The organism is Variovorax sp. MHTC-1 (assembly GCF_003984645.1).
Classification (GTDB): domain Bacteria; phylum Pseudomonadota; class Gammaproteobacteria; order Burkholderiales; family Burkholderiaceae_C; genus Variovorax.
The window spans coordinates 307,271-328,022 of record NZ_RWKI01000003.1; the positions used below are offsets into that span (position 1 = coordinate 307,271).

Genomic DNA, 20,752 nt, shown 5'->3' on the forward strand with positions numbered 1-20,752 from the left:
TCGTCGAAGCCCTTCGACAAGCTCAGGGCGAACGGAGGCGGGGGCTCATCCTTTTTCTCTTCACTTCAATCGCATGAATCCGCAAGAACTCAAATCCATCATGGGCTCCGGCCTGCTGTCTTTCCCGCTGACCGACTTCGACGCCGAGGGCAACTTCCACAAGAAGGGCTACATCGAGCGCCTCGAATGGCTGGCGCCCTATGGCGCGAGCGCGCTGTTCGCGGCCGGCGGCACCGGCGAGTTCTTCTCGCTGACCGCAGACGAATATCCCGAGATCATCCGCACCGCGGTCGACACCTGCCGCGGCAAGGTGCCGATCATCGCGGGCGCCGGCGGCCCGACGCGCTTCGCGATCCAGTGCGCGCAGGCGGCCGAGAAGGCCGGCGCCCACGGCATCCTGCTCCTGCCGCACTACCTGACCGAAGCCGGCCAGGAAGGGCTGGCCGCGCATGTCGAAGCCGTTTGCAAAAGCGTGAAGTTCGGAGTCATCGTCTACAACCGCGGCCAGAGCAAGCTCTACCCCGCCACGCTCGAGAAGCTGGCCGAGCGCTGCCCGAACCTGGTGGGCTTCAAGGACGGCATCGGCGACATCGAGCTCATGAGCTCCATCCACCTGCGCATGGGCGACCGCTTCGCCTACCTGGGCGGCCTGCCGACGGCCGAGGTCTATGCGGCGGCGTACAAGGCGCTGGGCACGCCGGTGTATTCCTCGGCCGTGTTCAATTTCATCCCGAAGACCGCGATGGACTTCTACAAGGCGGTGGCCGACGACGACATGGCCACGCAGCATCGCCTGCTCAAGCAGTTCTTCATGCCCTACCTGGAGATCCGCAACCAGGGGCACGGCTATGCGGTGAGCATCGTGAAGGCCGGCGCCAGGATCGTGGGACACGACGCCGGCCCGGTGCGCACGCCGCTCACCGAGCTCAAGCTCGAGGAGTACGACGCGCTGGCAGCGCTGATCGACGAGCTCGGTCCGCAATAGGCTGTCTCCGAGTGCGCTCGTTGCAGTGAGCGTAGAGTTCCCCAAATGCGCGGGGCCGCTCTGGCGGCCTTTTCTTTTTTTCCGACCGACCTTCAAGGAACTGCCATGCAGAACTTCGACAACCTGATCAACGGCGAATGGCGCGCCGGCGCCGGCTACAGCCCGAACACCAATCCGAGCAACCTGGGCGACGTGCTCGGCCAGTACGCGCAGGGCGATGCCGCCCAGGTCGATGCGGCCGTTGCGGCGGCCACCGCCGCCTTCCCGGCCTGGTCCACCGGCAGCATCCAGGCGCGCAGCGATGCGCTGGACAAGATCGGCAACGAGATCCTGGCGCGAAAGGAAGAACTGGGCACCCTGCTCGCGCGCGAGGAGGGCAAGACCAAGCCCGAAGGCATCGGCGAGGCCACGCGCGCCGGCCATATCTTCAAGTTCTTCGCCGGCGAATGCCTGCGCCTGTCGGGCGAAGTCATCCCCTCGGTGCGCCCCGGCATCGGCGTCGAGATCACGCGCGAGTCTGTCGGCGTGGTCGGGCTCATCACGCCGTGGAACTTCCCGATTGCGATTCCCGCCTGGAAGATCGCGCCGGCGCTCGCCTTCGGCAACTGCGTGGTGCTCAAGCCCGCCGACCTTGTGCCCGGCTGCGCCTGGGCGCTGGCCGAGATCATCAGCCGTTCGGGCATTCCGCCCGGCGTGTTCAACCTCGTGATGGGCCGCGGCAGCGTGATCGGCAACGCCCTGGTCGACCATCCCGGCATCCACGCCATCAGCTTCACCGGCTCGGTCGGCGTCGGCCGCAACATCGCGGTGCAGTGCGCGACCAGGCACAAGAAGGTGCAGCTCGAGATGGGCGGCAAGAACCCGCAGGTGGTGCTGGACGATGCCAACCTCGAGCAGGCCGTCGAGCTCAGCGTGCAGAGCGCCTTCTATTCCACCGGCCAGCGCTGCACCGCGTCGAGCCGGCTGATCGTGACCGATGGCATCTACCCGAAGTTCATCGAGGCGATGAAGGCGCGCATGGCGAAGATCAAGGTCGGCGATGCGCTGGCTGCGGGCACCGACATCGGCCCGGTCTCCAGCGAGAGCCAGCTGCAGCAGGACCTGAACTACATCGAGATCGGCCAGGGCGAGGGCGCCACGCTGGCCGCGGGCGGCGAGCGGCTGAAGCTGGACACCGAGGGCTACTACATGTCGCCGGCGCTGTTCAGCGAGTCGGTGGCGAGCATGCGCATCAACAAGGAAGAGATCTTCGGGCCGGTGGCCAGCGTGATCCGGGTGAAGAACTACGAGGAGGCGCTGGCCACCGCCAACGACACCGAGTTTGGCTTGTCGGCAGGCATCGCGACCACGAGCCTGAAGTACGCGACGCACTTCAAGCGCCACAGCCAGGCGGGCATGGTGATGGTGAACCTGCCGACCGCCGGAGTGGACTATCACGTGCCCTTCGGCGGGCGCAAGGGGTCGAGCTATGGGCCGCGCGAGCAGGGGCGCTATGCACAGGAGTTCTTCACGGTGGTGAAGACAGCCTACACGCTGGCTTGAGCGTTTGTCTTGCTCCCTCCCCCTCTGGGGGAGGGCTGGAGTGGGGGCTCTTGGGCCTTTGATTTGAGTGCTGTGTTTGGTTTGAGGCCTGGAGCCGGGTCTCGCCCGCCGGGGCGAATTCCCGGCTCCGGCCTCAGCAAAGCATGCAACCGAATCAAAGGCCCAGGGCCCCCACCCCAACCCTCCCCCAGAGGGGAGGGAGCAACAGGCAAGGCCCCTCAAGAAGCCTGCCGTTGCCCTCTGCGCAGCCAGTACTCGATCAGCTCGAACACCCCTTCGCTCAACAGCGCCAGTACCGCCGCCGGCACCGCACCCGCCACCAGCAGTTCGCGGTCGTTGAGCGCAAGGCCCGTTACGATCCGTTCCCCGAAGCCGCCCGCGCCTATGAACGCCGCAATGGTCGCCGTGCCGATCGCGATCGTCGTCGCCGTCCGCACACCGGCCAGGAGCGTCGGCAGCGACAGCGGCAACAGCACCAGCCGCAGGCTTTGCCCGCCGGTCATCCCCAGCGCCGTGCCCGCCTGCCGCAAGCCCACAGGCACCTCGGCCAGCCCGGTCACCGTGTTGCGCATGATCGGCAGCAGCGAATAAAGCGTGAGCGCGACCAGCGCCGGCAGGGTGCCGATGGCGCCGATCAGCGAGATCAGCACCGCCAGCATCGCGAGCGACGGCACGGTCTGCAGCAAGCCTGTCAGGCCCAGCACCACGGCACGCAAACGCAGGTGGGGAAACACGAGGATGCCCAAGGGCACCGCGATCAGGATCGCAAGCCCGACCGAGACCGCCACCAGCAGCAGGTGCTGCCGTGCAAGCCGGCCCAGGTCGGGGCCGAAGAGCTTGGCGGCAAAGCCCCGGGCGACGCTCTCGACGCCCGCCGGCGCGCTGCGCTTGCCCTGCGCCAGGAAGTCGCGCGCGATGACGTCGAAAGCCACGCCCTGCAGCTCGGCGCGCGCGTTCATCGCGATCATGGCGCGCTCGTCGATGCGGCCTTCGAGCTTCTGCAGCGCGGCCCAGGCCTGCGGAAAGCGCGTGGGCACGTCCAGCCGGTAGAGGAGCAGCGCGTCGTAGCGCGGGAAATAGCGGCGGTCGTCGTCCAGCACGCGCAGGCCGAGGTGGTCGATCTTGGCGTCGGTGGTGTAGATGTCGATCACGTCGATCTGCTTCGCCGCGATCGCGTCGTAGGCCAGGCCGTGGTCCAGGCCGGTCGGCTTCTGGGCGAAGCCGTAGCGCGCGGCCAGGCCCTGCCAGCCGTCGGCGCGGCCGATGAATTCGTTCGAGAGCCCGAACCGGAGTTCGGGATGGCGCGCCAGATCGCTCAGGCTGCGCACGCCGAGCCGGTCCGCATCGGCCGCGCGCATCGCGAGCGCATAGCCGTCGTTGAAGCCCAACGGGATGGCGGCACCGAGCCCGAGCGGCGCGAGCGCGGCGTTCATGGCTTCGCGCGTCATCGGCTGCGGGTTCTTGAGGATCTCCAGCCCGATGGTGCCGGTGTATTCGGCGTAGAGGTCGATGCCGCCCGAGCGCAGGGCTTCGTAGACGATGGCGGTGTTGCCGAGGCCCTGCCGAACCACCGGCGGGCTCGGCGTATGGGGCGACGCGGTCTGCGCCAGCACCTCCGCCAGGATGTACGACTCGGTGAAGCGCTTGGAGCCGATGCGCAGGCTCCCGTCCTGCGCTTGCGAGGACGCGGCCACCCAGAGCAGCAGGCCCAGGCAAGAGAAGGCGGTCAGCCACGCGCGGCGCGAGGGATGCATCGAGCGCAGTGTATCGGCGTGATAGGCCGGTCTCCTACAGCAGGTCGTGCGCGGGACTGATGCTGCGCTGCACCAGACGAACGCAAGCTGAATCGGTGCTGATCAACTACGTCCGACGCGGTGAAGGAAAGCCGCTGCTGCTCGTTCATGGGCTTGGCAGCAGCTGGCGCTCGTGGCAGACCATCATGGAGCCGCTGGCTGCCAAGCGCTCGGTGGTCGCGATCGATTTGCCCGGTTTCGGCAAGAGCCCGCCGCTCGCGGGAGAAGTCTCCTTGAAGACTTTGTCCAATGCGATCACGCAGTTCCTGCAGGAACACGACCTGGTCGGCACCGACGCTGTCGGCAGTTCGATGGGCGCTCGCCTGGTGCTCGAGCTGGCCCGCCGCGGCGGCGTCGTGGGCTCGGTGGTTTCGCTGGACCCGGGCGGCTTCTGGGCGGGCTGGGAGCGTCATGTCTTCCACACCTCGTTCTGGCTGTCGGTGCGAATGGTTCGTGCGCTGCAATTCGCGATGCCGCTGATCGCGACGCAGGCAAGACTGCGTGCGTTGCTGCTGGCGCCGTTTTCGGCCAGGCCGGATGCGCTGGCGCCATCGCTGGTGCTGGAGGAAATGCGCGGCTATGCGACCGCGCCGTGGTTCGACGGGGTGCTCAACGACCTGGTGCGCGCTTCGCCGCCGCAAGGCATCGCCCCTGGCAGCTTGACCAAGCCGCTCGTGATCGGCTGGGGCCGCCTCGATCGCCTCTGTTTTCCGCGGCAGGCGGTGCGTGCCCAACAGGCCTTTCCCGACGCGCGCCTGCATTGGTTCGAGCGCTGCGGCCACTTTCCGCACTGGGACGCGCCGGAGGAAACTGCGCGCCTGATCCTCGAAACCACCGCCGATTGAGTTCGCATCTTCGAAAGACGCAATGGCATCGCAAAAGAGAAAGAAAAAGGCTTCGCTTCCCCCGCCCGAGATCCACGGCGCACGAGAACTGCCCACGGTGCTGGTCGAGGGCTACAGCCTCCAGTTGCGCGACAAGGACGGCTTCATTGGCGACCAGGCCAGCCAGACGGCCTTCAGGGAACTGCTGGAGCGCTGGCGCCGGCGCCGCCGGAAGAAGGGCAGGGACCCGCTGGGCGCCAAGCATTCGAAGGACCTGTCCAAGAGCACGCTGGACGCCGCGCTGAAGACACGGCAGAGCTCCGAGGCCACCGACGTGGTTCATGGCGCCATCGAGGAGTTCGCCGAGGAACTGGCGTGGGTCATCGAACGCTTCCTGCGCCAACCGTCATGGCAGGGCGTGGAGCGCATCGTGATCGGCGGCGGCTTTCCGGAGAGCGAGGTCGGCGAGCGCGCGGTGCTGCAGGCGGCGGCCATCCTCCAGGACATGGGCATCGACGTGCAGCTGGCCCGCATCGGCCACGAGACCGACGACGGCGGACTGCTCGGCTGGGTGCACCTGGCACCGCCGCCGCTGCTGAAAGGCCGTGACGCGATCGTCGCGATCGACATCGGCGGCACCAACGTGCGCTGCGGCATCGTCAAGCTGCGCCGCAGGCGCGCGAAGGACCTGTCGAAGGCGAAGGTGCTGCGGCGCGAAAAGTGGCGCCATGCGGATGACGGCCCGGCGCGCAAGGTGCTGGTCGAGCGCCTGGTGGAGATGCTCAACGACCAGATGCGCTACGCCACGAAGAAGGGCATCCGCCTCGCGCCCTTCATCGGCATCGGCTGCCCGGGCCTGATCCGCAAGGATGGCTCGATATCGCGCGGCGCGCAGAACCTGCCCGGCGACTGGGAGAGCGAACACTTCCATCTGCCGACCGAACTGAGCAAGCGGATCGCGACGATCGGCGGCGAGGCCGTCCTGATCCTGATGCACAACGATGCCGTGGTGCAGGGCCTGAGCGAACTGCCCTTCATGCGCGACGTGAAGCGCTGGGCGGTGCTGACCATCGGCACCGGACTGGGCAACGCCAGCTACACCAACAAAAGCTAGAGCTGGAACGCGATGGTCAGCAGCAGTCCTTCGGCCACGTCGCGCACGATGCCCGGACGGCGCGCGCGGTAGGTCTCGCCGGCCGAGGCGGTGGTCTCGATCCATTGCGCGAGCCAGTCGATCTCGTTGCGGTCGTAGAACACCACCGCCGCCTCGTGGTTCAGGAGCAGGCTGCGCATGTCGAGGTTGATCGAGCCGCACAGCGCGAGCTCCTCGTCGACCACCACCGCCTTGGCGTGCGCCATGAAAGGCAGCATGCGGAAGATCACGCCGGCACGCGCGAGATCGCGCATGGCGCGGGCGCGCACGAAATCGGCGAGCCGGTGGTTGGACTGCTGGGGAATCGCGATCGTGACCTGCACGCCGCGCCGCGCGGCCAGGCGCAGCGCATCCCGCAGGCCGTCGCCGGGCACGAAGTAAGGCGTGATCGCGAGCACGCGGTGCTCGGCGCGGAAGCAGGCGTCGATCAGGAGCGCGTGCGCCGTGTCTTCGGTCTGGTCGGGGCCGCTCGGCAGGAACTGCGCCAGGCTGCCGTCCGGCGGCGCCACCGCCGCCGTGATGGCGCGCGGCTTGCGCCCGCGCACCGAGGCCCAGTCGTGGTCGAACTGGCGCGCCGCCGCGGTGGCCACGCTGCCCTTCAAATCGAAAGATAGGTCGCGCCAGCCCAGCGGGTAGTCGTGGTTGCCGAGGAAGTATTCGCCCGCCATGTTGCGACCGCCCGACCAGAGCCAGCCGTCGTCGGCGATCGTGAGTTTGCGGTGGTTGCGCAGGTTGCGCGGGCCCGCGCGGCGCAGGCTGAAGATCGGGCGGAACACGGCCACCTCGGCGCCTGCGTCGCGCAGCGTGTCGAAGTGGCTGCGCGGGAGCGACAAGGCGCCGAAGCCGTCGAGCAGCACCCGCACCTTGATGCCTTCGCGCGCGCGCCGCGAGAGCCGGTTGATCGCCTCGTGCCCGAGCGCGTCGTCGCCGATGATGAAGGTGCAGACGTCGATGCGCGTGCGCGCGCCTTCGATCACTTCCCAAAGCGCATCGCGCGCGGTGCCGCCGTCGGCATGGAAACGCACCGCGCAGGGTCCGGGCGCCGCGAGGCCGAAGCTTTCGACCAGGTCGGCGGCCCAGTGCCCGGCGGGTACCGAGCGCCGCGGCCGCGGCGAGCCCGCCGGCCGCAGCTTGCGCTGACCGAACAGCAGATAGATCGGCAGGATGAAGTAGGGCAGCAGCACGAGACCCATCACCCATGAAATGGCGGTGCTGGGCGCGCGCTGCTCGCGCCTCGCGCGCGTCGTCAGCACGTAGACGAGCAGCGCGAAGGTGACGACCAGCAAATGCTGCGACGGCGAGGGCAGCCAGTCGAGCAGGTCGTCGATGCGGTTCACGCGCTCGCGGCCTGTCCCAGGTGCGACTGGAGGGACGAGGGCACCGGGCGTCCCTCCGAGGCCAGGAACCTCATCATCGGGCCGACCACTTCGCGCACCGCGGGGCGGGCGCCGACGCGTTCGCGCCAGGCCAGAAGGCGCGGCGTGGCATCGGTCATGCCGGCGCCCTTGCGGTCGGCGAACACCTGCGCCATGTAGAAGGCGATGTCGGCGAACGAATAGGGGCCGGCGAGGAAGTCGCCATGCACCAGCCGATGTTCCATCTGCACATGGAAACGGGCGCAGGCGGCGCAGGCCGCTACTGCGGCTTCGCCTTGCATGTCGTGCTGCAGGCCCATGAGCTTGATCACGTGCGGGAAGAACACCTCGTCCGACATGTGCTCGAGCTGGCGCGCCCGCGCCCGCTCGGCCACGCCGCGCGGCCACAGCGGCGGATCGGGCACCCGGTCTTCGAGGTATTCGAAGATCTGCGTCGAGTCGAAGATCTCGACCTCGCCGTCGATCAAGACCGGCACCTGCCGCTTGGGGTTGATGCGCAGCACCTCGGGGTGCTTGGGCTCGTAGTTGTCGTCGCGGTCGAAAGGCACCATGACGGCTTCGATCGCGATACCTTTTTCGAGCGCCGCGATCTGCGCCTTGGCGCCGAACATGCTGAGGGGGCCGGTGAAAAGCTTCATGGGCCGAAGCCTACTTCACCCGGACCCCGAATCAAACCGGCGGCGCAGCCAGGTCCCTTCGGGAAATACCGCGGAACCGGCTTTGCCGGGCCGCTGGTGTTGCCCCCGGAGAGGGGGTTGGCGGACCACACGAAGTGGGGGAGCCTGGGGGTGAACCTAGCCTCCCCAGACTTCCTGCGCTGTCTCCACCACCAGTCGCAGCTTGGCGCGCTGCGCCTCGACGGCGATGTTGTTGCCGTGCACCGTGCTCGAGAAGCCGCATTGCGGCGACAGCGCGAGCTGCTCCAGCGGCACGTACTTGGCGGCCGCCTCGATGCGCTCCTTGAGCTCGTCCTTGTCTTCCATCTCGCCGAACTTGGTGGTCACCAGGCCCAGCACCACGGTCTTGCCCTTGGGCAGGAAGCGCAGCGGCCGGAAGTCGCCCGAACGCGCGTCGTCGTATTCGAGGAAGTAGGCGTCGAGGTCCATCTCCTTGAGCAGCGCCTCGGCCACCGGCTCGTAGTTGCCGGCTGCCGCGTGCGTGCTCTTGAAGTTGCCGCGGCACAGGTGCATCGCGAGCGTCATGCCGGCGGGCTTTTGCGCCACTACCTTGTTGATGAAGGCGGCGTAGCGGTGCGGCAGCTCGTTCGGGTCGTCGCCGCGCTGGCGGGCGGCTTCGCGCATCTTCTCGTCGCAGAGGTAGGCGAGGTTGGTGTCATCCATCTGGACGTAGGTGCAGCCCGCTGCGGCCAGCGAGCGCAGCTCGTCGCCGTAGGCCCTGGCCACGTCGTCGTAGAACGCCGGGTCGAGCTCGGGATAAGCCTCCTTGCTGATGCCGGCGCGGCCGCCGCGGAAGTGCAGCATGGTCGGCGAGGGGATCGTCACCTTGGGCGTGTTGCCGGCCGACACCTGGCTCTTCAAATACTCGAAGTCCGCGAGCTGGATGCACTTCGCGTGCGTCACTTTGTCGATGACGCGCATCACCGGCGGCGCCAGCTCCTCGGTGCCGTCGGGCTTCCTGATGGTGACCGGGATGTCGGTCTTCACCCCGCCGAGCTGCTCGAGGAAGTCGATATGGAAATAGGTGCGGCGGAATTCGCCATCGGTGATGCTCTTGAGGCCGATGTCCTCCTGGAACTTCACGATCTCGGTGATGGCCTTGTCTTCGACCTTGCGAAGCTGTTCGGGCGTGATCTCGCCCTTGGCTTTTTGCTCGCGGGCTTCGAGCAGGTATTTGGGGCGCAGGAAGCTGCCGACGTGGTCATAGTGGGCAGGCAGGCGGGCGTGCTGGGACATGGGGTGCTCCGTCGAAATCAGTAAAAGTACGGTCGATCGTAATCTCTTGCTGATGGACCGCAATGGATACAGCGATGTCGGTACTAACCCTTGTTTTAGCGAGAAAGTGTTGGCAATTCAGGGGTACATGTATACATTGCGTATCCCATGAGCACCTCACCCAGCCCCTTTCCGCTCAACGCCTGGTACGCAGCCGCCTACGACGTCGAGCTCAGGCATGCGCTGTTGGCGCGCACCGTCTGCAACCAGAAACTGGTGCTGTACCGGCGCACCGACGGCCAGGTCGCGGCGCTGGAAGATGCCTGCTGGCACCGGCTGCTGCCGCTGTCGATGGGTCGCCTCGAGGGCGATGAAGTGGTCTGCGGCTACCACGGCCTGGTGTACAACAGCCAGGGCCGATGCACCCACATGCCGAGCCAGGAGACGCTGAATCCGTCGGCCTGCGTGCGCTCCTTCCCGGCGGTGGAGAAGCATCGTTTCGTCTGGATCTGGCCCGGCGATCCGGCCAAGGCAGACCCTGCGCTGGTGCCCGACATGCACTGGAACGACGACCCGGCCTGGGCTGGCGACGGCAAGATGATCCGCGTGGCCTGCGACTACCGGCTGGTGGTCGACAACCTGATGGACCTCACGCACGAGACCTTCGTGCACGGCTCCTCGATCGGCAACCGCGCGGTGGCGGAGGCGCCTTTCGTCGCGACCCACGGCGACCGCTCGGCCACCGTCACCCGCTGGATGGAGAACATCGATGCGCCGCCCTTCTGGGCCGCGCAGATCCGGCATGCCCGTGGCTACCAAGGCAAGGTCGATCGCTGGCAGATCATTCGCTTCGAGGGCCCCTGCACCGTCAACATCGACGTCGGCGTGGCGCCGGCGGGCAGCGGCGCGGTGCCGCGCGACGGTGCGCCCGGCGATCGCAGCCAAGGCGTCAACGGCTACGTGCTCAACACCATCACGCCCGAGACCGACAAGAGCTGCCTCTATTTCTGGGCCTTCGCCCGCAACTACTGCATCGGGGAACAGCGCCTCACGCACGAGTTGCGCGAAGGCGTGGCCGGCATCTTCCGCGAGGACGAGCTGGTGCTCGAGGCCCAGCAGCGCGCCATCGACGAGCGGCCCGGCTACAGCTTCTACAACCTCAACATCGATGCCGGTGCGATGTGGGCGCGACGGCTCATCGATCAGCTGATCGCCAGGGAAAGGCCGCGAACGGCGACCATCCCGATTCGGCCCGAGGCCGTGGCGGAGCGCACGTGAGCGGCGCGACGGTCGCAGCGGCAGAGCCTGTCGAAGCCGGCAGCTCGCAGGCGGTGAAGGCGCAGCTCCGGTTGCGGGAAATGGTGCTGGCCGGCGAACTCCCGGGCGGCGCGCGCATCGCCGAGGTGGCGATCTCCGAACTGCTGGGCGTCTCGCGCACGCCGGTGCGCAGCGCGCTCATGCGGCTCGAACAGGAAGGCCTGCTCGAAGCCCTGCCCAACGGCGGCTATGCGGTGCGCACTTTTTCCGAGCGCGACGTGTCCGACGCCATCGAGCTGCGCGGCACGCTCGAAGGCCTGTCGGCGCGGCTCGCGGCCGAGCGCGGTGCGGCGCCGGTGGTGCTGCGCGAGGCGCGCGCCTGCCTGAAGCGCATCGATGAGCTGCTGCGCGAGCCCGCGCTCGACGATGCGGCCTTCTCGCGCTATGTGAGTTTCAACGAGCAGTTCCACCGGTTCCTGTCCGAGATGGCGGGCAGCCCGCTGATCGCGCAGCAGCTGGAGCGCGTGATCAACCTGCCTTTCGCTTCGCCCTCGGGCTTCGTGGTGGTGCAGGCCAATTCGCCGGCCGCGCGCGACATGCTGGTGATCGCGCAGGACCAGCACGGCCAGGTGCTGGATGCGATCGAGAACCGCGAAGGCTCGCGCGCCGAGGCGCTGATGCGCGAGCACAGCCGGCTCGCGCAGCGCAACCTGCGCGAGGCGCTGCACGGCGCGCAGAACCATTCCTTGCCCGGTGTGCAATTGATTCGCCGCAGAGCCTGATGAAAAGCGATACCCACTGGATGCCGGCGCGCATCACCGCCTTGCGCGACCTGACGCCGACCGTGCGCGAGTTCGAGATCACGCCCGAGTCGGGCATCGCGGCCACGCACGAGCCGGGCGCGCATTTGCAAGTCCAAGTGCTGGTCGGCACCGCGGGCGCCGGCCGGATGCAAACCCGCTCCTACTCCGTGATCGGCGCACCCGACGGCCGCGCCTGGCGCATCGCGGTCAAGCGCCTGGACGACGGCCGCGGCGGCTCGCTCGCGATGTGGCGGCTGGCGAACGGCGACCGCCTGCTGGTCGCCGAGCCGCAGAGCCACTTCGGCCTCGACACCACGGCGCCGGGCTATCTGCTGGTGGCCGGCGGCATCGGCATCACGCCCCTGGTCTTCATGGCGCAGCGCCTGGGTGGATTGGCCGAGCGCAACGGCGTGCGCGTGCGGATGCTCTACGGCGCGCGCAGCGCGGACGAACTGGCCTACCTGCCCGCGCTGCAGGAAGCGTTGGGCCCCGACGTGCAGGCCCACACCGGCAGCGCGCCGATCGACTTCGCCGCCGAGATCGCGGCCCTGCCGCCCGGCGGCCAGCTCTACACCTGCGGGCCGGTGCCGATGCTCGAAGCGGTCAAGCGCGCCTGGGCGGCGGCCGGCCGCGCGCCGGCCGACCTGCGCTTCGAGACCTTTGGCAGCAGCGGCCGGCTGGCGGCGCAGGCCTTCGAGGTGCGCATTCCGCGCCACGACCTGGCGATCACCGTGCCGGCCGACGGCACCCTGCTCGAGGCGCTCGAAGCCGCCGGCGTGCAGACCCTCTGGGATTGCCGGCGCGGCGAATGCGGGCTGTGCGCGATGGATGTGCTCGCGGTCGAAGGCGAGATCGACCACCGCGACGTGTTCCTGAGCGAGCACGAGAAGGCCGAGGGCCGGCGCATCTGCGCCTGCGTCTCGCGTGCGGTGGGCCGCATCACCATCGATTCCGCGTGGCGGCCCGACAGCTCATAGGCCGGCCCCTCGCTTGCGCGATCATCGCGCGGCTCGTTTGCAGATCGCGCAGAAAGGCGCACTCTGCCCCGGGCGCTAGGTGTTTGCCTCGGCGCGAGCCCGGTTTCGTTTGTTCACAATAACCCCGTTCTGCATCCATCGAAATAGGAGACTCCATGCAACGTCGCCAACTCATCCAGGCCGCGAGCCTCGCGGCCGTCGCGCTGGCCATGCCGCTGGCCCAGGCGCAGGGCAACGCCTTCAAGATCGGCCTGGTGCTTCCGATGACCGGCCAGCAGGCCACCACCGGCCGCCAGATCGAGGCCGCGGCCCGGCTCTACATGGCGCAGAACGGCGATACCGTGGCGGGCAAGAAGATCGAGCTCATCGTCAAGGACGACACCAGCCTGCCCGACGTGACCAAGCGCCTCGCGCAGGAGCTGGTGGTGAACGACAAGGTCGATGTGCTGGCCGGCTTCGGCATCACGCCATCGGCCATGGCGACCGCGCCGATCGCTACGCAGTCGAAGACCCCGATGGTGGTGATGGCTGCGGCCACCTCGAGCATCACCGAGGCCTCGCCCTACATCGTGCGCACCAGCTTCACGCTGCCGCAGGTCTCGGTTGCGATGGGCGACTGGGCGCCGAAGAACGGCATCAAGTCGGTCGTCACGCTGGTCACCGACTACGGCCCGGGCAACGATGCCGAGAAGTACTTCAAGGAGCGCTTCCAGCTCAATGGCGGCAAGGTGCTCGATTCGCTGCGCGTGCCGCTGCGCAACCCCGACTTCGCGCCCTTCCTGCAGAAGGTGCGCGACGCCAAGCCGGATGCGCTGTTCGTCTTCGTGCCCTCGGGCGCCGGCGCGGCCGTGATGAAGCAGTTCATCGAGCGCGGCATGGACAAGGCCGGCATCAAGATGATCGCCACCGGCGACGTGACCGACGACGACCAGCTCAACGACATGGGCGACGGCGCGCTGGGCGTGGTCACCACGCACCACTACTCGGCCGCGCATCCGTCGGCGCTCAACAAGAAGTTCGTCGAGGCCTTCCAGAAGGCCAACAAGAACATGCGCCCCAACTTCATGGCGATGGGCGGCTACGACGGCATGCACGTGATCTACGAAGCGCTCAAGACCACCAAGGGGCAGGGCGGCGGCGACGCGCTGCTGGCTGCGATGAAGGGCCAGAACTTCGAGAGCCCGCGCGGCCCGGTGCTGATCGACCCGCAGACGCGCGACATCGTGCAGGACGTGTACCTGCGCAAGGTCGAGAAGAAGGACGGGCAGCTCTACAACGTGGAGTTCGACGCGATCAAGGCAGTCAAAGACCCGGGCAAGGCCAAATAATTAGCTCACCCCCAGGCTTCGCGCACTTCGTGTCGCTGCGCCAACCCCCTCGCCGGGGGCAACACCAGCGGCCCGGCAAAGCCGGTTCCGCGGTGTTCCTGGAATAGAGCCATAGAGCCCCTCACCCAAGCATGCTCACCATCCTCTTCGACGGCATCGCCTACGGCATGCTGCTGTTCGTGCTCGCGGTCGGCCTGGCCGTGACGTTGGGCCTGATGAACTTCATCAACCTCGCGCATGGCGCCTTCGCGATGGCCGGCGGCTATCTCACGGTGTTCGCGATGCAGAAGCTGGGCCTGCCTTTCCTGGCCTGCCTGCCGCTCGCCTTCATCGTGGTCGCGCTGGCCGGCGCGCTGCTCGAACGCACGCTCTACAGGCCGATGTACGGCAAGCCGCACCTGGACCAGGTGCTGTTCTCGATCGGCCTCGCCTTCATGGCGGTCGCCGCCATCGACTACTTCGTCGGCTCCTCGCAGCAGAACATCCATCTGCCCGAGTGGCTGCGCGGTCGCACCGAGGTCGGCGAGGATCCCTGGGTGCTGGGCATGGGCCACTACCGGCTCTTCATCATCGCGGTATGCGCGGTGCTCACGGTGGTGCTGCAGCTCATCCTGTCGAAGACGCGCTTCGGCAGCCGGCTGCGCGCTGCGGTGGACGATCCGCGCGTGGCGGCCGGGCTGGGCATCAACGTCAACGTGGTGTTCCTCCTGACCTTCGCGGTCGGCTCGGGGCTGGCGGGGCTGGGCGGCGCGCTCGGCGCCGAGATCCTCGGCATGGACCCGACCTTCCCGCTCAAGTACATGATCTATTTCCTGATCGTGGTCTCGGTCGGCGGCACCTCGTCGATCACCGGCCCCTTGCTGGCCGCGCTGCTGCTCGGCATTGCCGACGTGGCGGGCAAGTACTTCATTCCGAAAATGGGCGCCTTCACGGTCTACCTGCTGATGATCCTCATCCTGATGTGGCGGCCGCAGGGCCTGTTCACGCGCAGGGGAGGGAAGTGATGGATTTCCAGAAATCCCTCCTGCACAAGACGCGCTGGCGGCCGTGGGAGTTCGCGGCTTGGGGCCTGGCCTTCCTGCTGCCGGGATTCTTTCCCTCGCATGCGCTCTTGATCAACGAGATCGCGATCGTCGCGCTGTTCGCGATGTCGCTCGACCTGATCCTCGGCTACACCGGCATCGTGTCGCTGGGTCATGCGGCCTTCTTCGGCTTCGGCGCCTACACGGCCGCGCTGTTCGCCAAGCTGGTGATGCCCGATCCGACCGCGGGCCTGGTGGTCGCGGTGCTGCTTTGCGCGGTGCTGGGCGCGCTGGCGAGCATCACGATCCTGCGCGGCAGCGATCTCACGCGGCTCATGGTCACGCTCGGCACGGCGCTGCTCCTGCTCGAGCTCGCCAACAAGCTCGACTGGCTGACCGGCGGCGCCGACGGTCTGCAGGGCGTGGTGATGGGGCCGGTGCTGGGCCTGTTCGAGTTCGATCTGTACGGCCGCACGGCCGCCTGGTATTCGCTGGCCGTGATGCTCGTCCTCTTCCTGCTGATGCGGCGAATCGTGCACTCGCCCTTCGGCGCCACGCTGAAGGCCATTCGCGACAACCGGCTGCGGGCAATGGCAATCGGCATCCCGGTCATCTCGCGCATCGCGGTGATCTACACCGTGGCCGCCGCGGTCGCCGGCGCCTCGGGGGCGCTGCTGGCGCAGACCACCGGCTTCGCCTCGCTCGACGTGCTGGCCTTCGACCGCTCGGCCGATGTGCTCTTGATGCTGGTGATCGGCGGCGTCGGCTGGCTCTACGGCGGCGTGGCGGGCGCGATCGTGTTCAAGCTGCTGCAGAACTGGCTTTCCGCGGTGACGCCGCAGTACTGGATGTTCTGGATCGGCCTGCTCCTGGTGCTCCTGGTGCTGGTGGGGCGCGACCGGCTGCTGAAGCCGTGGACCTGGTTCGGCGTGCGCCGGAGCGCCAAGCCATGAACGACATCGTCCTCTCTGCCACCGGCCTCGTGATGCGCTTCGGCGGCATCACGGCGACCGACAACGTCACGCTCAACCTGAAGCGCGGCGCGCGCCACGCGCTGATCGGCCCCAACGGTGCCGGCAAGACCACGCTGATCAACCTCCTGACGGGCGTGCTCACGCCGACGGCGGGCCGCATCGTGCTGGAGGGCGAAGACATCACGCGCCTCGCGCCGCACCGCCGCGTCGCGCGCGGCATGGTGCGCACCTTCCAGATCAACCAGCTCTTCGATTCGATGACGCCGCTGGAGACGCTGGCGCTCGTGATCTCGCAGCAGGCTGGGCTGGCCGCGCAGTGGTGGCGGCCGCTGGGCTCGACGTCCAGGGTGACGGAACGCGCTGCGCAACTGCTCGAGCAATTTCATCTCGCCGATGTCGCGCAGCAGCAGACGCGGCAGCTCGCCTACGGCAAGCGACGCCTGCTCGAGATCGCGATCGCGCTGGCCTGCGAGCCGCGCGTGCTGTTGCTCGACGAGCCGGTGGCCGGCGTGCCGGCCGGCGAGCGCGAGGAGCTGCTGCAGACCGTGGCGGCCCTGCCGGCCGACGTGTCGGTGCTGCTCATCGAGCACGACATGGACCTGGTGTTCAGCTTCGCCGACCGCATGACGGTGCTGGTCAACGGCGCCTTGCTGACGGAGGGCGACCCCGACACGATCGCGAACGATCCGAAGGTGAAAGAGGTGTACCTCGGCCAAGGAGCCGTGCATGTCTGAACTTCTTCGCATCGAGAAGCTCAGCGCCGGCTACGGCGAGGCCGTGGTGCTGCACGACATCGCACTCACCCTCGGCGAAGGTCAGACCCTGGCGCTGCTGGGCCGCAACGGCACCGGCAAGACCACGCTGATCAACACGCTGGCCGGCGCGACGCGCCAGCATGGCGGCAGCATCGCGCTCGGCGGCGTGGCGCTGCACAAGCTTTCGCCGCACCAGCGCGCCGCGGCCGGCATCGGCTGGGTGCCGCAGGAGCGCAACATCTTCAAGTCGCTCACGGTGCACGAGAACCTGACGGCAGTGGAGCGGCCCGGCAAATGGAATCCGCAGCGCGTCTACGAGATGTTCCCGCGCCTGGCCGAGCGCAAAGGCAACCTCGGCACGCAGCTGTCGGGCGGCGAACAGCAGATGCTGGCGGTGGGGCGCGCGCTGGTGGTCAACCCGCGGCTGCTGCTGCTCGACGAGCCGCTGGAAGGCCTGGCGCCGATCATCGTCGAGGAGCTGCTGCGCGCGATCCGCCGCCTCACGCAGGACGAAGGGCTCGCAGCGATCATCGTCGAGCAGCATCCGCAGGCGATCCTCTCGATCTCCGACGATGCGGTGGTGCTCGACCATGGCACAGTGGTGCATGCCGATCGCGCGGCCGCGCTGCGCGCGCAGCCCGAGGTGTTGGAGCGGCTGCTCGGCGTCGCGCGCTGAGCGGACTTCACATGCGGGTCACGAAGACAACACTGGAGGCTTAGCGGCGCGCTCCCACCGGGAGCCGCCGCGGATCCGGCTTCGCCGGGCCGCAGGGCGGCGCCCCCTGAAAGGGGGTGGAGGCTACGCGAAGCGAGCAAGCCTGGGGGAGAGTCAATACCCGATAGTGAAGCGCCGGCGCGAGTGCGCCGGCTTTTCGATCTCGTCGGCCATCGCGATCGCGTAGTCCTCCATCGAGATCCGGCTCTTGCCGTTGGCATCGGCCAGCAGCTGGTCGGCGCCGACCCGGTAGGCGCCGGTGCGCTCGCCGGGCTCGAAGAGCGCGGAGGGCGAGATGAAGGTCCAGTCAAGCTCCTTCTCGGCGCGCAGCGTTTCGAGGAACGCGCGGCCGGCCAGTGCTTCCGTCTTGTAGGCAGCGGGGAATTCGGGCGTGTCGACCAGGGCCTTCCCCGGCGCGACCTCGAGGCTGCCGGCGCCACCGACCACCAGCAGGCGCGGCACGCCGGCCTTCTTCGCGGCGGCGATGGCCGTGGCGGCGTCGATGCCGCCTGCGAAGTGGGTCGAGCTGATCACGGCGTCATGGCCGCGCAGCAGCGGCACGAGCGCGTCCAGCTGCGTGGCGTCGACCTGCTGGAGGGTGAGGCCGGGCTTGGCTTCGGCCTTCGCGGTGTTGCGCGCGATGCCGGTCACGGTGCAGCCGCGCTGCAGCAGTTCGGTGGCGATGCGCGAGCCGGCGCGGCCGGTGATGCCGAGGATCGCGATGTTTTTGCTCATGAGAGGACTCCTGGTTGAACGAAAAAAGAAAAAAGTAGGACGCTCAGGCGGCTTGCTGCGCCATCTGCATCAGCAGCTGCTGCTGCCAGGCCTCGGGCCGGCCCAGCCACGCGCCGGCTTCAATGCGTTCGAGGCGGCCGTCGCCGCGCGCCAGCGCGAAGGTCGGAAAGCCGCCGCCGCCAACGCGTGCCAACAGCGCACGGCTGTCGGCGATGTGTTGCCGGGTGGCTTCGCCCGCCTGCTGTGCGAACAGGGCAGCGAACGCGTCGCCGTCGAGCCCGATGTCGATCGCGAGTTCATGCAGCACCGCCGTGTCGGCGATGCGGCGCCCCTCGACGTAGTGGGCGCGTTGCAGGCGCTGGAGCAGATCGAGCCCGCGGCCGCCGAGCGCTTCGGCCGCGAGGATCGCGGTGGTCGGCGGTTCGGAATCCATCGCTGCAGTGGTGTCGCGCAGCAGGCCTTCGAAGTAGGCCTCGCCGAAGGGCTGGCCCGTGAGCTGCGCGATGCGCCGGTCGTGCGGCATCACGTAGTCGCGCCACTGGGGCGTGATCGGCCGGCGGTTGGCTCCGGTCATCATGCCGCCGCCGTGCAGCGCGATCGCGAGACCCGGCACCGTGCGTGCCGCCTGGACCAGCGGCGCGGCCGCGTAGCACCAGCCGCACAGCGGGTCGAACACGTAGTGCAGGACAGGGCCATTCATTGCGCCGGCCACTTCATTTCGCCCTTGATCACCTTGGCGCTCAGCTCGAGCGAGGACAGCTGGCCCAGGCTCGGGTAGTGCTTCTTCATGGCGGCGATGAGCTCTGCCGAGTCCTTGGCCTTCGCGGCTTCGCGCTCGAAGCTCTCGAGGTAGCCGGCGGTGAACTTCACGGCCTGCAGCCCCTTCGGCGCCTGGCCCAGGTAGTGGCCCGGCACCACGGTCGCTGGCTTCAGCGCAGCGATGCTGTCGAGCGTCTTGCGCCAGGCCTCGCGCGAGGCCGGCGTCTGCGTGTCGGCCATCCACACATGGGTGTTGTTGAACACAGGCACGCCGCCGGCCACGGTCTTGAGCGAAGGAATCCAAACATAGCTGCGCGCCGGGGTCGCACCCTGGAGGCCCTTCACTTCGAGCTTGCGGCCTTCGAGCAGGATGGTGTCGCCCTCCAGCGGCTCGGGCAGCACCAGCGCCTTGGGCGCGTTGTCCTTGAGGATCGGCGTCCAGTAGGCGAGCTTGCCGTCCATCGAGGCCTTGATGGCCGCCACCGTTTGCGGCGTGGCCACGATCTTCGCGTCGGGGAAGGCGGCCTTGATCACGTCGAGGCCGAAGTAGAAGTCGGGGTCGCTGTGGCTGATGTAGACGGTGCTGAGCTTCTTGCCGCCGGCCTTGATCTTCTGCACCAGGGCTTCGGCGTCGTTGCGCTGGAACTGCGCGTCGATCAGCACGGCCTCGTTGCGGCCGCTCACGATTTCCGAGGAGACCGGGAAGATGGCCTTGTCGCCCGGGTTGTAGACCTCGAGCTGCAGGGCAGCTTCGGCGGCCAAGGCCGGCAGGGCATGGACGGCTGCGAGCGAGGCGATGCCTGCGGCGAGGAGTGTTCTGCGAATCATGTGGAAAGCGCCTGATGGGTTGGAATGGAGCGAATCTTATGTTTCTCCATCCGATCGAAAAACCGCCTACGATGCAAAGGTTTGTTGCTTAAATCGATCAGATCATGGACCGCATCACCGCCGCCAATGTGTTCGTGAACGTCGCCGAGCGCGCCAGCATGACGGCCACGGCCGAGGCGCTCGACATGTCGCGCGCCATGGTCACGCGCTACCTCGCGCACATGGAAACATGGGCCGGCGCGCGCCTGCTGCATCGCACGACGCGGCGCATCAGCCTCACGCCGGCAGGCGAGCAGACGCTTGCGCGCTGCCGTCTGATGCTCGAGCTCGCCGGCCTGATGCCGGTGGCGGCCGACACGCCGGCCGATGTGCCGCAGGGTCTGCTGCGCCTGAGTTGCGCCCAGTCGCTGGCGCAGGACATCCTGGCCCCGGCGGTGGCGAGCTTCCTGCGCCTGTATCCGCAGACGGCTGTCGACCTGCAGATCAGCGACCGCACGGTGAACCTGGTGGAGGAACGCATCGACCTCGCGATCCGCATTACCAACGACCTCGACCCGAACCTGATTGCGCGGCCCCTGGGCAGCTGCGGCTCGGTGGTGTGCGCCACGCCGGCCTACCTGGCCGCGCACGGCACGCCGCGCTCGCCGCAGGAGCTCGCGCTGCACAACTGCCTCACCCATTCCTACTTCGGCAAGAGCCTCTGGCAATTCGAGCGGCACGGCCGGCAGCTCGCGCTGCCGGTGGGCGGCAATCTCAGCGCCAACGAATCGCGGGTGCTGCTCGCTGCCGCGCTCGAAGATGCCGGCATCGCAATGCAGCCCGAATATTCGGCGGCGCCGCTGGTGACCAGCGGCCGGCTGGTCGCGCTGCTGCCCGATTGGCGGCCCCAGGCGTTGGGGGTCTACGCGGTCTACAGCTCACGCCGCCAGATGCCGGCTGCGCTGCGCGCGATGCTGGACTTCCTCGCGGCGCGCTTCTCCGATGCGCGCCATTGGCCGCCGCCCGCGGCACCGAAGAAGAAACGTTGAGGCCGG

The 20,752-nt window shown here is 68.1% G+C and carries 20 protein-coding genes; 13 read left to right on the plus strand and 7 right to left on the minus strand.

Translation table 11 applies throughout. From position 1 onward, the window contains the following. Nucleotides 1-73 precede the first annotated feature (73 nt). Both kdgD and EJI01_RS07245 read left to right on the plus strand, forming a co-directional pair. Entirely contained in the window at nt 74-985 is a 912-nt protein-coding gene (kdgD, locus tag EJI01_RS07240; protein WP_126836433.1) for a 5-dehydro-4-deoxyglucarate dehydratase, read from the plus strand. A 105-nt stretch (nt 986-1,090) separates the two neighbouring features. Beyond that, entirely contained in the window at nt 1,091-2,527 is a 1,437-nt protein-coding gene (locus tag EJI01_RS07245) for an aldehyde dehydrogenase family protein (RefSeq protein ID WP_126836434.1), read from the plus strand. Between the two features lie 218 nt (nt 2,528-2,745). On the opposite strand, the gene EJI01_RS07250 is transcribed toward EJI01_RS07245, so the two are convergent. Further along, nucleotides 2,746-4,281 (minus strand): glycine betaine ABC transporter substrate-binding protein, encoded by a 1,536-nt coding sequence (locus EJI01_RS07250; protein ID WP_126836435.1) that lies wholly within the window; start codon nt 4,279-4,281, stop codon nt 2,746-2,748. Between the two features lie 95 nt (nt 4,282-4,376). Here EJI01_RS07250 and EJI01_RS07255 point away from each other — a divergent pair, with 95 nt between their 5' ends. After that, nucleotides 4,377-5,165: an alpha/beta fold hydrolase gene (locus EJI01_RS07255; RefSeq protein WP_185878851.1), complete on the plus strand. Its 789-nt coding sequence runs from the start codon at nt 4,377-4,379 to the stop codon at nt 5,163-5,165. A 22-nt stretch (nt 5,166-5,187) separates the two neighbouring features. Continuing rightward, entirely contained in the window at nt 5,188-6,258 is a 1,071-nt protein-coding gene (locus tag EJI01_RS07260) for an ROK family protein (RefSeq protein WP_126836437.1), read from the plus strand. Here EJI01_RS07260 and EJI01_RS07265 read toward each other — a convergent pair. From EJI01_RS07265 to EJI01_RS07275, 3 genes are all read right to left on the minus strand, one after another. Beyond that, nucleotides 6,255-7,634 carry a phospholipase D-like domain-containing protein gene (locus tag EJI01_RS07265; RefSeq protein ID WP_260602365.1) on the minus strand — a complete coding sequence of 460 codons (1,380 nt, stop codon included), beginning with the start codon at nt 7,632-7,634 and terminating at the stop codon, nt 6,255-6,257. The genes EJI01_RS07260 and EJI01_RS07265 overlap by 4 nt on opposite strands. Next, nucleotides 7,631-8,311, minus strand: a complete 681-nt coding sequence (locus tag EJI01_RS07270; protein ID WP_126836438.1) for a glutathione S-transferase family protein — start codon at nt 8,309-8,311, stop codon at nt 7,631-7,633. Before EJI01_RS07270 ends, EJI01_RS07265 begins: the two co-directional genes overlap by 4 nt. A gap of 156 nt (nt 8,312-8,467) precedes the next feature. Further along, on the minus strand, nt 8,468-9,586 hold the full coding sequence (locus tag EJI01_RS07275; protein WP_126836439.1) for a 5-methyltetrahydropteroyltriglutamate--homocysteine S-methyltransferase: 1,119 nt from the start codon (nt 9,584-9,586) through the stop codon (nt 8,468-8,470). 147 nt (nt 9,587-9,733) lie between these two features. Between EJI01_RS07275 and EJI01_RS07280 the strand changes: the two genes are divergently transcribed. The 8 genes from EJI01_RS07280 to EJI01_RS07320 all read left to right on the plus strand — a co-directional run bounded on the left by EJI01_RS07280 (nt 9,734) and on the right by EJI01_RS07320 (nt 17,357). After that, nucleotides 9,734-10,843 (plus strand): aromatic ring-hydroxylating dioxygenase subunit alpha, encoded by a 1,110-nt coding sequence (locus EJI01_RS07280; RefSeq protein ID WP_126836440.1) that lies wholly within the window; start codon nt 9,734-9,736, stop codon nt 10,841-10,843. Continuing rightward, nucleotides 10,840-11,604, plus strand: a complete 765-nt coding sequence (locus EJI01_RS07285; protein ID WP_126836441.1) for a GntR family transcriptional regulator — start codon at nt 10,840-10,842, stop codon at nt 11,602-11,604. The genes EJI01_RS07280 and EJI01_RS07285 overlap by 4 nt, the downstream gene beginning before the upstream one ends. After that, nucleotides 11,604-12,602, plus strand: coding sequence for a PDR/VanB family oxidoreductase (locus EJI01_RS07290; RefSeq protein WP_126836442.1), 999 nt, complete (start codon nt 11,604-11,606; stop codon nt 12,600-12,602). The genes EJI01_RS07285 and EJI01_RS07290 overlap by 1 nt, the downstream gene beginning before the upstream one ends. A 155-nt stretch (nt 12,603-12,757) precedes the next feature. Further along, nucleotides 12,758-13,930 carry an ABC transporter substrate-binding protein gene (locus tag EJI01_RS07295; RefSeq protein WP_126836443.1) on the plus strand — a complete coding sequence of 391 codons (1,173 nt, stop codon included), beginning with the start codon at nt 12,758-12,760 and terminating at the stop codon, nt 13,928-13,930. A gap of 131 nt (nt 13,931-14,061) precedes the next feature. Further along, nucleotides 14,062-14,934, plus strand: coding sequence for a branched-chain amino acid ABC transporter permease (locus EJI01_RS07305; RefSeq protein ID WP_126836444.1), 873 nt, complete (start codon nt 14,062-14,064; stop codon nt 14,932-14,934). Next, nucleotides 14,934-15,905, plus strand: a complete 972-nt coding sequence (locus EJI01_RS07310) for a branched-chain amino acid ABC transporter permease (RefSeq protein ID WP_126836445.1) — start codon at nt 14,934-14,936, stop codon at nt 15,903-15,905. Before EJI01_RS07305 ends, EJI01_RS07310 begins: the two co-directional genes overlap by 1 nt. Beyond that, entirely contained in the window at nt 15,902-16,660 is a 759-nt protein-coding gene (locus EJI01_RS07315; RefSeq protein WP_126836446.1) for an ABC transporter ATP-binding protein, read from the plus strand. The genes EJI01_RS07310 and EJI01_RS07315 overlap by 4 nt, the downstream gene beginning before the upstream one ends. Next, complete coding sequence (locus EJI01_RS07320; protein ID WP_126836447.1) at nt 16,653-17,357, plus strand: ABC transporter ATP-binding protein; 705 nt, start codon at nt 16,653-16,655, stop codon at nt 17,355-17,357. Before EJI01_RS07315 ends, EJI01_RS07320 begins: the two co-directional genes overlap by 8 nt. A gap of 153 nt (nt 17,358-17,510) precedes the next feature. Here EJI01_RS07320 and EJI01_RS07325 read toward each other — a convergent pair whose 3' ends face one another. Genes EJI01_RS07325 through EJI01_RS07335 form a run of 3 tightly spaced genes read right to left on the minus strand, consistent with a single transcriptional unit; the run spans nt 17,511 to nt 19,718 of the window. Next, nucleotides 17,511-18,131, minus strand: a complete 621-nt coding sequence (locus EJI01_RS07325) for an NAD(P)-dependent oxidoreductase (protein ID WP_126836448.1) — start codon at nt 18,129-18,131, stop codon at nt 17,511-17,513. 43 nt (nt 18,132-18,174) lie between these two features. Continuing rightward, nucleotides 18,175-18,831 (minus strand): DsbA family protein, encoded by a 657-nt coding sequence (locus tag EJI01_RS07330; RefSeq protein ID WP_126836449.1) that lies wholly within the window; start codon nt 18,829-18,831, stop codon nt 18,175-18,177. Next, complete coding sequence (locus tag EJI01_RS07335) at nt 18,828-19,718, minus strand: MBL fold metallo-hydrolase (protein WP_126836450.1); 891 nt, start codon at nt 19,716-19,718, stop codon at nt 18,828-18,830. The genes EJI01_RS07330 and EJI01_RS07335 overlap by 4 nt, the downstream gene beginning before the upstream one ends. Before the next feature lie 104 nt (nt 19,719-19,822). On the opposite strand from EJI01_RS07335, the gene EJI01_RS07340 reads away from it, so the two are divergent. Next, complete coding sequence (locus EJI01_RS07340; RefSeq protein WP_126836451.1) at nt 19,823-20,746, plus strand: LysR family transcriptional regulator; 924 nt, start codon at nt 19,823-19,825, stop codon at nt 20,744-20,746. Nucleotides 20,747-20,752: the final 6 nt, after the last annotated feature.

Coding starts and splice junctions, on each gene's coding strand:
- EJI01_RS07335 (WP_126836450.1), bottom strand. CDS start 19,718: ATGATTCGCAGAACACTCCTCGCCGCAGGCATCGCCTCGCTCGCAGCC.
- EJI01_RS07280 (WP_126836440.1), top strand. CDS start 9,734: ATGAGCACCTCACCCAGCCCCTTTCCGCTCAACGCCTGGTACGCAGCC.
- EJI01_RS07260 (WP_126836437.1), top strand. CDS start 5,188: ATGGCATCGCAAAAGAGAAAGAAAAAGGCTTCGCTTCCCCCGCCCGAG.
- EJI01_RS07340 (WP_126836451.1), top strand. CDS start 19,823: ATGGACCGCATCACCGCCGCCAATGTGTTCGTGAACGTCGCCGAGCGC.
- EJI01_RS07250 (WP_126836435.1), bottom strand. CDS start 4,281: ATGCATCCCTCGCGCCGCGCGTGGCTGACCGCCTTCTCTTGCCTGGGC.
- EJI01_RS07270 (WP_126836438.1), bottom strand. CDS start 8,311: ATGAAGCTTTTCACCGGCCCCCTCAGCATGTTCGGCGCCAAGGCGCAG.
- EJI01_RS07320 (WP_126836447.1), top strand. CDS start 16,653: ATGTCTGAACTTCTTCGCATCGAGAAGCTCAGCGCCGGCTACGGCGAG.
- EJI01_RS07275 (WP_126836439.1), bottom strand. CDS start 9,586: ATGTCCCAGCACGCCCGCCTGCCTGCCCACTATGACCACGTCGGCAGC.
- EJI01_RS07245 (WP_126836434.1), top strand. CDS start 1,091: ATGCAGAACTTCGACAACCTGATCAACGGCGAATGGCGCGCCGGCGCC.
- EJI01_RS07310 (WP_126836445.1), top strand. CDS start 14,934: ATGGATTTCCAGAAATCCCTCCTGCACAAGACGCGCTGGCGGCCGTGG.
- EJI01_RS07325 (WP_126836448.1), bottom strand. CDS start 18,131: ATGAGCAAAAACATCGCGATCCTCGGCATCACCGGCCGCGCCGGCTCG.
- EJI01_RS07330 (WP_126836449.1), bottom strand. CDS start 18,831: ATGAATGGCCCTGTCCTGCACTACGTGTTCGACCCGCTGTGCGGCTGG.
- EJI01_RS07290 (WP_126836442.1), top strand. CDS start 11,604: ATGAAAAGCGATACCCACTGGATGCCGGCGCGCATCACCGCCTTGCGC.
- EJI01_RS07315 (WP_126836446.1), top strand. CDS start 15,902: ATGAACGACATCGTCCTCTCTGCCACCGGCCTCGTGATGCGCTTCGGC.
- kdgD (WP_126836433.1), top strand. CDS start 74: ATGAATCCGCAAGAACTCAAATCCATCATGGGCTCCGGCCTGCTGTCT.
- EJI01_RS07305 (WP_126836444.1), top strand. CDS start 14,062: ATGCTCACCATCCTCTTCGACGGCATCGCCTACGGCATGCTGCTGTTC.
- EJI01_RS07295 (WP_126836443.1), top strand. CDS start 12,758: ATGCAACGTCGCCAACTCATCCAGGCCGCGAGCCTCGCGGCCGTCGCG.